We start from the raw sequence: 14,715 nt of genomic DNA on the forward strand, positions 1-14,715 counted from the left end.
AATATATAATAAACTTACTAATATTATTAAGGAGGAAGTATGAAGAGTAATTTTATTAGTAAGTTTTCTTTTACACTTGCTGCACTTTTTGCCCTTACAGCTTGTGGGTCAAATCAGGCGCCAGCAGAAGAAACAAAAACAAATGAAAGTGCGGTTGAGCAAAATGTAGAAGAAGAGAATAAAACAGAAGAAGCTACAGAAAAAACTGAAGATGTAAAAGAAGAGGCATCCAAAGAAGAAGCTGAAGCAACTGAAGCTCCAAATTTTGAAGGAAAAACTTTAAATGTAGTTGCTACAAGTGACTCATATGTACCACTATTTGAAGAATTTACAAATGAAACTGGTGCAGATGTAGAATTTTTATCAATGTCAAGCGGAGAAGTTATTTCTAGAACAAAAGCTGAGGGAAAAGCTATGGCTGACCTATGGTTCGGTGGTGGTCTTGATGCCTTTATGGCAGCAAAAAATGACGATCTACTAGAAAAATATCAATCAGAAATTACTGACAAACTTCCAGCTGAATACAAAGATAAAGACGGATATTACTTCTCAAAAGGACTTACAGTTGTAGGATTTGTTGTAAATGATGGTATTCTTGAAGAAAAAGGACTAGAAGCTCCAAAAACTTGGAAAGATTTAGCAGATCCAAAATACAAGGGCGAAATTATCATGTCAAACCCAGCTATATCTGGTACAAACTACGCAGCCCTTAAAGGACTTTTAGACCTATATGGCAAAGAAGAAGGTTGGGAATTATTTGAAAAAATAAATGAAAATATCGAATTTTACTCCAAAAGAGGAAAGGATCCTCAAGAAAAAACAGCTCAAGGCGAATTTGGAATTGGTATTATCCCAGTTGATCAAAAAGCATTTGATGCAGCTAATGACTATGGTCTAACAGTAATCTATCCAGAAGATGGAATTCCTTGGGTTCCAGAGGGTGTTGCAATATTTAAAGACAGCGAAAATGCTGACATTGCAAAAGCGTTCATTGACTTTATGCTAAGCGAAAAAGCTCAAAATATGATTGCAGAAATCGATGGAAAAGATACAAATCAATTAATTGTTCCAGATATCAAAGGTCTTGACTTAGGATTACCAAAAGATAAATTGATTGATGAAGACCTATCTACATTTGGATCAGAAAGAGAAGAAATTTTAAACAAATTTAAAGAAATTGCTGGAGACAAAGCTAGCGAAGAATAAGATAATACCAAGGCCTAGCCTTGGTTTATTTTATATGTACATATTATGAAAAGAAGAAAGACAATAAATTTTTTTGACATTTTAATACAAGTAATTTTGGCCTTAGCGGTAATATTTTTTATATTACTCCCATTTGTGAGTGTATTTAAGGAAAGTTTTATCATAGATGGCAGACTTGATTTTAGATATTATAAGGATATTTTAGAAAATAAAAAGCTTTTAACAAATTCTCTTAAAATGGGGATGCTAACTTCGATTTTTTCGGTGGTTTTATCTACAATGTTAGCGGTCTATACATACCTAACTAATAAAAGAAATAGAAAAATTATTAATTTTATCCTCCTACTAACGCTAATCAGTCCACCATTTGTTACAAGCTTAAGCTATATTACACTTTTTGGGCGAAGAGGTTTTATCACCCATAATTTATTACATTTATCTTTAAACCCCTACAATATGTGGGGAGTAATTTTTATGCAAACTCTATCATTTATTTCCTTAAATTGCTTGATTTTGCTAGGATATTTAAAAAATATGGATAAGGATGTGATTAATTCTGCAAGATCTCTTGGGGGAGATACCAATTCTATAATAAAGGATATTATAATTCCTCAGCTAAAAAATGGGATTTTTACAGTTTTTATGCTAAGTTTTTTTAAATCTATGTCTGACTTTGCAACTCCTTCTATAATTGGAGGTAAATTTAATGTATTAGCGCTAGAATCATACTTTGAAGTTATAGCAAATGGAAATTTAGCAAAGGCAAGTGTTCTAAATGTACTGCTTTTATTACCAATTCTTTTGATATTTTTAATAGGAAATTTATTAAACAAGGAAAAAAGCTCAACTGCAAATCCAAATAGTCTTTCTGAAATCCGTGTTCAAAGAAGGGGATTTGTATATCAATTATTTAAATTTATGGGAATTTTGACATTGATCTTATTAGTAAGCCTTTATTTTTCAATATTTTTAAGTGCCTTTACTACTATGAAAAAAGGTGCTTTAGTATTTTCTTTGGATAATTTATCCCGTGCCAAAAATTATATAAATGATGCAATGCTAAGATCTATAGGATATTCATTAATTTCGGCTATTTTTGGTACCATTATTGGAATGCTAATCGGTTACTATTTAATTATAAAAAATAGTAAATTTATGAAGTTAATCGATTTGATTTCAAATATGCCATATATTATTCCGGGTACATTTTTTGGTTTAGGCTACTTGCTTTATTTCAAATCCCCACCGATTATGATTATTGGGACAAGTATAATTGTTGTTTTAAATGTGCTTTTTAAACAATTACCATTTTCAAGCAGGGTGGGTAATACTGCTATGAAAGCAATTAATACAGATATAATAAATTCTTTAAGAGACCTAGGTGCAAATACTTTTTACGAAATTAAGGATGGAATTATACCTAATATTAAGCCTTCCCTACGTATCTCCATGATAAATTCTTTTACAACTACTATGACAACAGTTGGATCAATTATTTTTTTAGTACATCCAGGCAAGAAACTTTTAACCCTTGTTATGTTTGATGTTATAAATAGTGGTAGATACGGCGAAGGATCGGTAATCGCCCTTTTAATTATGGTTATTTGTCTAATTTTTAATCTTTTAGTTAATTGGATTTTTGGTCAAGATAGTTTTAAAGAAAGGTTTATGTATGTATTTAGAAATTAAAAATCTATCCAAGACCTATGGGGCAAATAAGGTTTTGGATAATATTAACATAAATTTAGAAAAAGGAAAATTTTTGTGCTTGCTTGGTCCTTCTGGTTCTGGCAAAAGTACTATTCTTCATTCGATTGGTGGTTTTATCGACCATGATGGAGAAATTATATTAGATAATGAAAATATTACAAATCTAGAAGCCAGTCAGAGAAAAGTATCCACAGTTTTTCAATCCCTGGGCCTTTTTTCTCATATGACAGTTTTGGATAATGTGATGTATGGTCTTAAATTTAATCAAAAATCATTAAATACAAATCAGAAAAAAGACTTAGCCTACCAAACCATTGAAATGGTTGGACTAAAAGGATATGAAAAAAGAAAACCAACCGCTCTTTCTGGAGGAGAAAGGCAAAGGGTGGCGCTTGCCCGAAGCTTAGTTGTAAAACCCAAACTACTTTTAATGGATGAACCTTTTTCTGCCTTAGATCAGAAACTAAGGGAAAAGATGCAATTAGAAATAAGAAAAATTCATAAGGACTTTGATCTAACAACCATTTTTGTAACCCATGATCAGAGCGAAGCCTTTAAGATGGCTGATGAGGTCATAGTATTAAACCAAGGTAAGATTATCGACAAGGGACCAGCACAAAGAGTGTATAACAATCCTGCCAACAAAAAGACCTTAGACTTTATAGGTCAAAAAAATATAATTGGGAATTCTTATATAAGACCTGAAAAAGTAAAAATCTCAGATAAGGGAGAAGAATTTACAATTAAAGACATTATCTTTATGGGAAGCACTATTGAACTTTTTGTAGAAAATAATTATAAACAACTAAAAGTTTTATTGCTTAACGATAATTTTGATAAAAAAGTTGGTGATAGGATAAAACTTAGATACGATATGGAGTATATAGAATGAAAATATTACACGTACTAACTCAACTTCCATCAAAAACCGGCAGTGGAGTATATTTTACAAACCTTATAGATAGCTTAAATAGTTTAGGAATAGAAAATGCAGCCGTATTTGGTACGGAAGAAATTTATGATAACAAAGTTAATGCAAAAATTTTAAAACCTGTTTATTACAATACCAAATCTTTACCATTTAGAATTTGTGGGATGAGCGATCTTATGCCATATGATTCAACTGTCTATAGCCAAATGACTGAAGAGCAGATCGATATCCTTTTAGAAAATTTCAGAAAAAAGTTATTAGAAATAAAAGCAGAATTTAAAGCTGATATAGTCATATCCCACCACTTGTTTTTTATAACTGATTTAGTTCGAGAAATATTTAAAAATACAAAAGTGGTAGGCATATCTCATGGGACAGATATCAGACAAGTTAAACAACACAACAAATTTTTAAAAAGATTAAGCCATTTAAAAGACCTTGATTATGTATTAACCGTTACTGACAAAGAAGATGATGCAATAATTAATTTATTAGGTATAGATGAGGCAAAAATCCATAATGTAGGTGGAGGCTATAACGAAAAAGTATTCTATCCTCCGAAAGAAAAGATAGAAAAAAGCAGCATTGATATTGTCTATGCTGGAAAAATCAGTCAGTCAAAAGGAGTTTTTGAACTAGTACAAATTCTACCATTACTAGAAAAGAAGTATCCAGCAATTAGGCTACATATGGTAGGCAACGCTGATTTAGAATCTTGCCACAAAATGAAAGAATTAGCCAATCATTCACCAAGACTAGTAATTTGTCATGCCTTAGACCAGGTGAAACTAGCAAATCTTTTAAGAGATGCAGATATATTTGTCTTACCATCATACTTTGAAGCCCTAGGACTAATCGCAATAGAAGCCCTGGCCTGTCATAAATTAGTAGTAACAAGTGAGATAGAGGGACTTTATAATCTAGTGGGAGAAAAGATTAAAGAAAAGCACTTAATAGAATTCACAAACTTACCAAGGATTTATGATGTAGATAAGCCAGTAAAAGAAGACATACCGGCGTATGTACAAAGACTAAGCACTAATATAGAAAAACAAATAAAAAGACTAAATCAAAATTTATTTACAGACGAAGTAAACGCTGAAATAGAGGCATTAGCATGGGCTAATATAGGTAAGAAAATATTAAATGTAATAAATTTTTAAAAAAAGTGTTGACAAGAATAAAATGCCATGGTATTATATATCTTGTCGTTAACAAGCGACAAAGAACCTGATGATTTATCTAGAAAATGGGTATTCATCCATCAAATTTATATTTGATGAAACAATAAAATAGTAATTAAACTTTAGCAATTAATTTGAGTAACCAAAAATTAGGCCAGTCCGGCCAGAAGAGGACCCTCCACGGAGTGGTCGCAGGACGGAACGGCCGAGAAAATGATTCTTATCCATATAATATAGAAAAGGATAAATTTAAATCACGCATTGATTAAAAGATCAGTGTAAATGAAAAGAGCTTGAATCAAAAAGCTTTTATGAACAAAACTTAAAACTACTATTTTAAAATAGTAGTTAAATAATTTTTCATGAGAGTTTGATCCTGGCTCAGGATTAACGCTGGCGGCGTGCATAACACATGCAAGTCGAACGATGAAACTCATTAGATTTCTTCGGAATGAAAATGAAAGGATTAGTGGCGAACGGGTGAGTAACGCGTGAGTAACCTGCCTTACACAAGGGGATAGCCTCTGGAAACGGAGAATAATACCCTATGAAACTTTAACTTCGCATGAAGAGTAAGTCAAAGTGCTTAGCGGTGTAAGATGGACTTGCGTCTGATTAGCTAGTTGGTGAGATAAAAGCTCACCAAGGCAACGATCAGTAGCCGGCTTGAGAGAGTGTACGGCCACATTGGGACTGAGACACGGCCCAGACTCCTACGGGAGGCAGCAGTGGGGAATTTTGCACAATGGGGGAAACCCTGATGCAGCGACGCCGCGTGATTTAGAAGGCCTTCGGGTTGTAAAAATCTTTTGTATAGGAAGAAAATGACAGTACTATACGAATAAGGTCCGGCTAATTACGTGCCAGCAGCCGCGGTAATACGTAAGGACCGAGCGTTGTCCGGAATCATTGGGCGTAAAGGGTACGTAGGCGGGTTTTTAAGTTAGAAGTCAAAGGCTATAGCTCAACTATAGTAAGCTTCTAAAACTGGGAACCTTGAGTAATGGAAGGGAAAGTGGAATTCCTAGTGTAGCGGTGGAATGCGCAGATATTAGGAGGAATACCGGTGGCGAAGGCGACTTTCTGGCCATTAACTGACGCTGAGGTACGAAAGCGTGGGTAGCAAACAGGATTAGATACCCTGGTAGTCCACGCCGTAAACGATGAGTGTTAGGTGTCTGGAGTAAATCTGGGTGCCGCAGCTAACGCATTAAACACTCCGCCTGGGGAGTACGCACGCAAGTGTGAAACTCAAAGGAATTGACGGGGACCCGCACAAGCAGCGGAGCATGTGGTTTAATTCGAAGCAACGCGAAGAACCTTCAAGTCTTGACATATTACGGAGGGCATCTAGAGATAGATCCTTAGAGCTTCGGCTCACTGTAATACAGGTGGTGCATGGTTGTCGTCAGCTCGTGTCGTGAGATGTTGGGTTAAGTCCCATAACGAGCGCAACCCCTTTTGCTAGTTACCATCATTAAGTTGGGGACTCTAGCAATACTGCCGGTGACAAACCGGAGGAAGGTGGGGATGACGTCAAATCATCATGCCCTTTATGACTTGGGCTACACACGTGCTACAATGGCAGGTACAGAGGGAAGCTACAGAGTGATCTGATGCAAAACTCAAAAAGCCTGTCCCAGTTCGGATTGCACTCTGCAACTCGAGTGCATGAAGTTGGAGTTGCTAGTAATCGTGGATCAGAATGCCACGGTGAATGCGTTCCCGGGTCTTGTACACACCGCCCGTCACACCATGGAAGTTGGCAATACCCGAAGCCTGTGAGCTAACCAATAGGGAGCAGCAGTCGAAGGTAGGGTCAGTAACTGGGGTGAAGTCGTAACAAGGTAGCCGTATCGGAAGGTGCGGCTGGATCACCTCCTTTCTAAGGATTGAGAAGTCGATACGTCGACTTCTCAAGAAGAAATTACTTTGTGATTTCTAATTAGAAATATAATGGTACCAATTAATTGCATGGACCTGTAGCTCAGGTGGTTAGAGCGCACGCCTGATAAGCGTGAGGTCGGTAGTTCGAGTCTACTCAGGTCCACCAACAAGCCCGGCCGGCTCATAGAGGCCTCGCGCCTAATAGGCGCGAAATTGCCGCAGGGCATATGCCCGAGGACAGAGGATAAAATTTGTCCTGGCTGATTATTACTATTTGAAATTTGTAAATTAAAGTGTAAAGTTTAAATTACACCAATAAATGAACCACTCACAAAAGTGAGTAAAAAATTAAATAGCAAACAATATTTCCAGTCAAGAAATAAAGGGCTCAAGGTGGATGCCTTGGCACATGAAGACTATGAAGGACGTAAGTGAACGAAAACTAGGGCAAGCTCACAAAAAGCGATGACCCCTAGGTATCCGAATGGGGAAACCCGGCTGTGGAAGACACAGTCATCATAAAGTGAATACATAGCTTTATGAAGTAAGACCCTGCGAACTGAAACATCTAAGTAGCAGGAGGAAAAGAAAGAAAACTCGATTTTCCAAGTAGCGGCGAGCGAAAAGAAAACAGCCCAACCCAATAAGAAATATATTTTTTAGCAGAATCATTTGGGAAGATGAACCAAAGAAAGTGACAGTCTTGTAAGCAAAAGAAAATATATTGTGGGGGCAAGTAGCAGTGAACACGAGAAATTTGCTGTGAAGATAGGGGGCCCATCCCCTAAGGCTAAATACTAACATGTGACCGATAGCGAACAAGTACCGTGAGGGAAAGGTGAAAAGAACCCCGAAAGGGGAGTGAAACAGAACCTGAAACCTTGAGCCTACAATCAGACAGAGCACAACAGTGTGATGTCGTACCTTTTGTAGAATGGGCCAGCGAGTTATCGTACTTAGCAAGGCTAAGTCTTTAAGAGACGGAACCAAAGCGAAAGCGAGTCTTAATAGGGCGAAAGTTAAGTGCGATAGACCCGAAACCGGGTGATCTATCCATGGTCAGAGTGAAGGTGAAGTAAAATTCACTGGAGGCTCGAACCGGGTGCGGTTTAAAACGCATCGGATGAACTGTGGATAGGGGCGAAAAACCAAACGAACCCGGAGATAGCTGGTTCTCCTCGAAATAGCTTTAGGGCTAGCCTATGATTAAAGATTTGCGGAGGTAGAGCACTGACTGGCCTAGGGCGGCTTACCGTACCAAAGCCTATCAAACTCCGAATGCCAAAAAATCAGATCATGGAGTCAGACTTAGAGGGATAAGCTCCTAAGTCGAAAGGGAAACAGCCCAGACCGACAGCTAAGGTCCCAAAATCTGGATTAAGTGGAAAAGGATGTGAACCTACTAAGACAACCAGGACGTTGGCTTAGAAGCAGCCATACATTTAAAGAATGCGTAATAGCTCACTGGTCAAGTGGGTTTGCGCCGAAAATAAACGGGGCTAAAATTCAGTACCGAAGCTTCGGATTGATAGAGAATTTAAATCTATAATATAAAGGAAACCATTAAAAAAGGATAAAGAAAACTAAACTAGACTGAGAAATATTAAAATATACAATCAAGATAAAACGAGTTATCAACTAATTAATTACGCAAAATCACAAGTAAAAGGTAAGTTGGTCTGCACTTTGACAAATCACTCCTCCAAAAGCCGGAGGGGCTAATTTTGAAACAGTGAGACATTTGACCTACTAACAAATCAAAGATTTGAGTTAGGTCAAGATAACTACAAAAATCACTAGATTAAACAGTAAGATATATAAATAAAAAAATATATCAAAGTCTGGAAAAAAAGTATTCTAAAACCGATAAAAAGATGGTTACTTATGTATAGATTTAAATACTCTATCAGTGGTAGAGGAGCATTGTATTAGGGAAGAAGCCCAAGCGAAAGCAGGCGTGGACTTAATACAAGAGAGAATGCTGGCATGAGTAGCGAGAAGGGATGTGAGAATCATCCCCGTCGAAACCCCAAGGACTCCTGAGCAAGGCTCGTCCCCTCAGGGAAAGTCGGGACCTAAGGCGAGGCCAAAAGGCGTAGCCGATGGATAACAGGTTTATATTCCTGTACCGCTTAAAGTCGCTATTAGAGAAGTGATGACGCAAGAGGATAAGCTAAGCTGCCCGATGGATGGCAGTCTAAGCACAAAGGCTGATTAGTAGGCAAATCCGCTAATCAAAAAGCTAATGTGTGATAGGTATCGAAAACATGAGTAGAGAAGTAGCCGATTTCAAATTGCCAAGAAAAGTCACTATCGATGACCAAAGCGCCCGTACCAAAACCGACACAGGTAGGGAGGTAGAGAATACCAAGACGCGCGGAAGAACCTTTGTTAAGGAACTCGGCAAAATGTCCCCGTAACTTCGGGAGAAGGGGAGCCATAGCGATATGGCCACAGAAACCAGGCCCAAGCGACTGTTTACCAAAAACACAAGTTTCTGCAAAATCGTAAGATGAAGTATAGGAGCTGACACCTGCCCGGTGCTGGAAGGTTAAGGGGAAGGCTTAGCGCAAGCGAAGGCTAGAACTTAAGCCCCAGTAAACGGCGGCCGTAACTATAACGGTCCTAAGGTAGCGAAATTCCTTGTCGGGTAAGTTCCGACCCGCACGAAAGGTGTAACGATTTGGGCACTGTCTCAACAAAGGATCCGGTGAAATTGTAGTAGTCGTGAAGATGCGACTTACCCACGCTAGGACGGAAAGACCCCGTGGAGCTTTACTGTAGGCTGATATTGGATTTTGAGATTAGATGTACAGGATAGTTGGGAGGCGAAGAAGCATGTACGCCAGTATGTGCCAAGCCATCCTTGGGATACCAACCTTCTAATATCAGAATTCTAACATTGACCCTTAATCAGGGCAAAGGACATTGTCAGTTGGGCAGTTTGACTGGGGCGGTCGCCTCCTAAAAAGTAACGGAGGCGTTCAAAGGTTCGCTCAGAATGGACGGAAACCATTCGTAGAGTACAAAGGCAAAAGCGAGCTTAACTGCGAGAGATACAGCTCAAGCAGAGTAGAAATACGGACTTAGTGATCCGGTGGCACCGCATGGAAGGGCCATCGCTCAACGGATAAAAGCTACCCCGGGGATAACAGGCTTATCTCCCCCAAGAGTCCACATCGACGGGGAGGTTTGGCACCTCGATGTCGGCTCGTCTCATCCTGGGGCTGAAGTAGGTCCCAAGGGTTGGGCTGTTCGCCCATTAAAGAGGCACGCGAGCTGGGTTCAGAACGTCGTGAGACAGTTCGGTCCCTATCCAGCGTGGGCGTAAGAAATTTGCGAGGACCTGTCCTTAGTACGAGAGGACCGGGATGGACATACCACTGGTGTACCAGTTGTTCCGCCAGGAGCATAGCTGGGTAGCTAAGTATGGAATTGATAAGTACTGAAAGCATCTAAGTACGAAGCAACCCTCAAGATAAGATTTCTAAAAGTACGTAAAGAAAATACGTTTGATAGGTCCAAGGTGTAAGTGCAGTAATGTATTAAGCTAATGGATACTAAACTTTTAATCTTGACTGGAAATATTGTTGGCTATTTAAAAGGTTCAAAATATAATATAGTAACGATAGCGTTGGGGATACACCTATATCCATACCGAACATAGAAGTTAAGCCCAACTACGCCGATGGTACTCGGAGGGTGACCTCCCGGTAGAGTAGGAAGTTGCTAAACATTTAATATTAGCTAGCCATATTGGCTAGTTAGATATAAATGTAAAAAAATATATTAGATTAATTTAAGTATAACTATGCTTAGGTAGCTCAATGGTGGAGCACCCGGCTGTTAACCGGTAGGTTGTGGGTTCGAGTCCCACCCTGAGCGCCAAGAGTTAGTCCCTCCGGCTCATAGAGGAGTCGTGCATCAGCACGAAATACCGCAGGCGAAGCCGAGGACTAATATATCGCGGGATGGAGCAGTTTGGTAGCTCGTCGGGCTCATAACCCGAAGGTCGTAGGTTCAAATCCTGCTCCCGCAACCATTATTAATTTTTATATGGCGAAGTAGCTCAGTTGGCTAGAGCATTCGGTTCATACCCGGAGTGTCAAGAGTTCAAGTCTCTTCTTCGCTACCATTTTTTTATTTAGTTTAATAGACCTTTAAATTTGGCCCCATGGTCAAGCGGTTAAGACATCGCCCTCTCACGGCGGGTTCTCGGGTTCGAATCCCGATGGGGTCACCATTAATAAAAAACAAGCCCTATGGTCAAGCGGTTTCTTGATCCTAACCCAATACAACAAAGTTGGATTGATGGTAGGTCAAATGTCGCGAAGTCCAAATCTTTGATTTGGTAAACGGAGCCGACTAAGACACCTTGAATCGTAGCTTCAAAAATTATATTATATATTATGCATTTTTAACAAGGCCCTATGGTCAAGCGGTTAAGACACCACCCTTTCACGGTGGTATCCCGGGTTCGAATCCCGGTAGGGTCACCACTATTATTATTACTTTTATATAAAGATAAAATCTTCGTTTGGCGGGGATACCACCGACGGTGGTAAGTTTTTCGGATTCATCAATAGCTTACGCTTTGATTCATCTCGAAAATAAAAAGTACTCCGTACTTTCCACCCTACAAGGGACTGGGTTACGAATCCCAAGCTCCGTTTTACAGATATTTGATTTTAACTTATAATGTATTAAGTAAATATGGAAGTATAGCTCAGTTGGGAGAGCATCTGCCTTACAAGCAGGGGGTCACAGGTTCGAGCCCTGTTACTTCCACCATATAACTAGTCTATAAATAGCTCTTAATAGAGACATAAAGTAGAGAATATTTTGGATTTTTAGACTAGTAATAATTTTACTAGGGTAGATTTTACCCTAGCCCAACCCTTTACATAGGTACGCTGATGTAGCTCAATTGGCAGAGCAATTGATTTGTAATCAATAGGTTGTAGGTTCAAGTCCTATCATCAGCTCCAAATCAAACCTATATTATAACTCTAATGGTTTATTATAGGTTTGTAAGCCGAGAATAAATATCGGCACTTATTGGCTCGGTAGTTCAGCTGGTTAGAATGCCGCCCTGTCACGGCGGAGGTCGTGGGTTCGAATCCCATCCGAGTCGCCATTTAAAATTTTTTTGAAATAGACTTTATAATGCGAAAATTTAATACTATATATACTTATGCGGATGTGGCTCAGTGGTAGAGCATCGCCTTGCCAAGGCGAGGGTCGCGAGTTCGAATCTCGTCATCCGCTCCACAATATCACCAGATATCCCGAACAGCAGATGTTTGGTATGGTGATTTTTTAATATGCGGGTGTAGCTCAGTGGTAGAGCCCCAGCCTTCCAAGCTGGTTGCGAGGGTTCGATTCCCTTCACCCGCTCCAAGTCACTTGTAGTGTTTCAGATGCATAGCATCTGAAATCTTCGAGATGAGCATAGCGAATCCGAAGAACTAAGCGAGAGAAGCATAAACTTCTTGAGTGCACAAAAAATTAAATTTTTGCGTCATTAGCTCAGCTGGATAGAGCGTCTGGCTACGGACCAGAAGGCCTGGGGTTCGAATCCTCAATGACGCGCCAGATTTCAATAAACCCTTGTAAGTACTATGTTTACAAGGGTTTGTTTTTTAAATTGTTACAAATTTGATTACGATAGCTTGATATCTTACATTGGAAAATGATTTATTTATGTTATAATAACTATAAAGACAAAACTTTAACACAATGGTTAAATTCAATAGCCATCAATTGCATATGGAGGTTTATATGAAATTAGACAGAAAGTTTGTATCAAAATATTATGAGCATGTAGATGATTTTCCTGATTTAGATATTGATCTTTCTAAGACAATACTTCTTATTGTTGACTATCAAAATGAATTTTGTCTGACTGATTTTGGAGAAGCTAAGGAATTTAAAGAACAAGGTATGTGGGATTCTTGGAAACCATATTTTGACAAAATGCATGAAGTTGCTTTACCTAATACTGAAAAAGTTTTAAAATATTTTAGAGACAATGATTTATTAGTTTCATATGGACTTATTGCTTGCCAAAGAGAAGATGGACGTGATAGATCACCAGTTCAAAAATCTGATGGTTGGAATAATATGCTCATGCCTGTAAATTCATTTGCAGCAGAGGTTGTAGATTCTTTAAAACCAATTGATGATGAAATAGTTGTTTATAAGACAACTGACTCTGTAACAACTGGAACGAATTATCTACACTTATTAGACAATATGGAAATAGAAACTGTTGTTGTCTGCGGAATGGTTACTGACCAATGTGTGGCTTCTACTGTAAGAGGTCTTGCTGATGCTGGTTATGATGTTATAACAGTACATGATGCTTGCATTGCAGCTTCAGAAGAGCTTCATGATGCAGAACTTAAAATAATGAATGTAATTTATACTTATGTTTTAAGCACAGAGGATACATTGAATTTACTAGAAGAAAGCAAATAATAAAATTATAAGTAAAGGGGCCTTATGGCTCCTTTTTTATTGTTAAAAATGCTCTTATAAGTACAATATGCTTATAAAAATTAAATTTCTAAGGAGCGAATATGCTTAATGATATAAACAAAGTTGCCCAAGATACAATCAATGCAATCAATGAGAAAATAAAAAATTTAAATACCTTAAATATAATAGTAGCTGGGAAAACCGGAGTAGGAAAATCTACTTTAATAAATGCTGTTTTTAAAGATAATATCGTACAAACAGGGATGGGTAGACCAGTTACAAATCATATGAGAAAGATTAGCAAAAAAGATATACCATTAGCAATCTATGACACTAGAGGATTTGAACTAGGCAAGGATGTCCAAGAAGATGTAAAAAAGGAAATACTTGATACTATTAAAGATGGTCTTGCTTATAATGATATAAATAAAGCCATACACTGTATTTGGTATTGTATAAATACTGGTTCAAATAGGATTGAACCTGAGGAAATAGAATGGTTAAGAGAGCTATCGGAAGAAAATAATTCTACACAAGTGCCAATTATAGTAGTTTTAACTCAGACTATTTCTAAGAAAAATGCAGAAGAAATGAAAAATCTTATTTTAGATGAGAATTTAGATATTATCCAAGTGATACCAGTACTTGCAAAAGACTATGAAATTGAAGGTCTGGGTACTGTAAAAGCTTTTGGTCTGGATACATTAATCCAAGTAATGGGTGAGGCCATGCCTGATGAGCTTATGGATACTCTACAACATGTGCAAATAGCAAGTTTATCTGAAAAAAAGCGAAAAGCCTCTAAAATTGTAGCAACTGCAGCACTAACAGCTACAAGCGAGGGGGCGGCCCCAATTCCTTTTGCAGACGCTGCACTTTTAATACCAACCCAAGTTACTATGATAGCTTCTATCACAGTAGTATTTGGTTTTGAGATTAATAAAACAGTTATAACAGCTCTATTATCTTCAACAATAGGATCTGGAGGAGCAACACTTTTAGGTAGAACTGTGGTTTCAAATGTATTTAAATTAGTACCAGGAGCTGGATCTGTAGCAGGGGGTGCAATATCTGCAACTACTGCAGGTATCATAACAGCAGCCCTAGGAGCAGCATATATAACAATTATGGAGATGATCTATAAGGGGGAAATGAATATAGAGGATATTTCTAGCAAAAAAGGAAAAGAAACTTTATCCAAAGTATTTAATGATAAGTTAAAATCTGGAAAAGACAATTTAGCATCATATTTAGCCATATTGTCAGATAAAAATAACAAATAGTATAATAAATCCTTAACAAAATCTTAATCTCAAA

At 38.0% G+C, this 14,715-nt stretch carries 6 protein-coding genes, 12 tRNA genes and 3 rRNA genes; all 21 read left to right on the forward strand.

Annotated features, from left to right (window positions below; translation table 11 throughout):
- Positions 1–39 precede the first annotated feature (39 nt).
- Positions 40–1,206 carry an ABC transporter substrate-binding protein gene (locus tag ACKRLN_RS01385; protein WP_416335025.1) on the forward strand — a complete coding sequence of 389 codons (1,167 nt, stop codon included), beginning with the start codon at positions 40–42 and terminating at the stop codon, positions 1,204–1,206.
- Between the two features lie 135 nt (positions 1,207–1,341).
- Positions 1,342–2,895 (forward strand): ABC transporter permease, encoded by a 1,554-nt coding sequence (locus tag ACKRLN_RS01390; RefSeq protein WP_416335026.1) that lies wholly within the window; start codon positions 1,342–1,344, stop codon positions 2,893–2,895.
- Positions 2,879–3,808, forward strand: coding sequence for an ABC transporter ATP-binding protein (locus tag ACKRLN_RS01395; RefSeq protein WP_416335027.1), 930 nt, complete (start codon positions 2,879–2,881; stop codon positions 3,806–3,808). The genes ACKRLN_RS01390 and ACKRLN_RS01395 overlap by 17 nt, the downstream gene beginning before the upstream one ends.
- Positions 3,805–5,010, forward strand: a complete 1,206-nt coding sequence (locus ACKRLN_RS01400; RefSeq protein WP_416335028.1) for a glycosyltransferase family 4 protein — start codon at positions 3,805–3,807, stop codon at positions 5,008–5,010. Before ACKRLN_RS01395 ends, ACKRLN_RS01400 begins: the two co-directional genes overlap by 4 nt.
- A gap of 379 nt (positions 5,011–5,389) precedes the next feature.
- Positions 5,390–6,916: ribosomal RNA gene (locus ACKRLN_RS01405) — 16S ribosomal RNA — on the forward strand.
- A 91-nt stretch (positions 6,917–7,007) separates the two neighbouring features.
- Positions 7,008–7,084 (forward strand) — tRNA-Ile (locus ACKRLN_RS01410).
- Between the two features lie 204 nt (positions 7,085–7,288).
- Positions 7,289–10,500, forward strand: a 23S ribosomal RNA gene (locus ACKRLN_RS01415).
- Between the two features lie 36 nt (positions 10,501–10,536).
- A 5S ribosomal RNA gene (gene rrf, locus ACKRLN_RS01420) occupies positions 10,537–10,653 on the forward strand.
- The 16S, 23S and 5S rRNA genes sit together here with 12 tRNA genes alongside, the layout of an rRNA operon.
- 78 nt (positions 10,654–10,731) lie before the next feature.
- A tRNA-Asn gene (locus tag ACKRLN_RS01425) sits at positions 10,732–10,806 on the forward strand.
- Between the two features lie 77 nt (positions 10,807–10,883).
- Positions 10,884–10,960 (forward strand) — tRNA-Met (locus ACKRLN_RS01430).
- A 16-nt stretch (positions 10,961–10,976) separates the two neighbouring features.
- Positions 10,977–11,053: transfer RNA gene (locus ACKRLN_RS01435), tRNA-Met, on the forward strand.
- A 33-nt stretch (positions 11,054–11,086) separates the two neighbouring features.
- Positions 11,087–11,161: transfer RNA gene (locus ACKRLN_RS01440), tRNA-Glu, on the forward strand.
- 181 nt (positions 11,162–11,342) lie between these two features.
- Positions 11,343–11,417, forward strand: a tRNA-Glu gene (locus ACKRLN_RS01445).
- Between the two features lie 216 nt (positions 11,418–11,633).
- A tRNA-Val gene (locus tag ACKRLN_RS01450) sits at positions 11,634–11,709 on the forward strand.
- Between the two features lie 121 nt (positions 11,710–11,830).
- Positions 11,831–11,906, forward strand: a tRNA-Thr gene (locus ACKRLN_RS01455).
- Positions 11,907–11,978: 72 nt separating this feature from the next.
- A tRNA-Asp gene (locus tag ACKRLN_RS01460) sits at positions 11,979–12,055 on the forward strand.
- A gap of 59 nt (positions 12,056–12,114) precedes the next feature.
- Positions 12,115–12,189 (forward strand) — tRNA-Gly (locus tag ACKRLN_RS01465).
- A 55-nt stretch (positions 12,190–12,244) separates the two neighbouring features.
- Positions 12,245–12,318, forward strand: a tRNA-Gly gene (locus ACKRLN_RS01470).
- Positions 12,319–12,436: 118 nt separating this feature from the next.
- Positions 12,437–12,513 (forward strand) — tRNA-Arg (locus ACKRLN_RS01475).
- A gap of 186 nt (positions 12,514–12,699) precedes the next feature.
- A complete protein-coding gene (locus ACKRLN_RS01480) occupies positions 12,700–13,398 on the forward strand; it encodes a cysteine hydrolase family protein (RefSeq protein ID WP_416335029.1) in 699 nt (232 codons plus the stop codon).
- Positions 13,399–13,499: 101 nt separating this feature from the next.
- Complete coding sequence (locus ACKRLN_RS01485; protein WP_416335030.1) at positions 13,500–14,681, forward strand: YcjF family protein; 1,182 nt, start codon at positions 13,500–13,502, stop codon at positions 14,679–14,681.
- The last annotated feature ends 34 nt before the right edge of the window (positions 14,682–14,715 follow it).

Source organism: Anaerococcus sp. AH8042_DFU013_CI05 (assembly GCF_047936775.1).
GTDB lineage: Bacteria > Bacillota > Clostridia > Tissierellales > Peptoniphilaceae > Anaerococcus.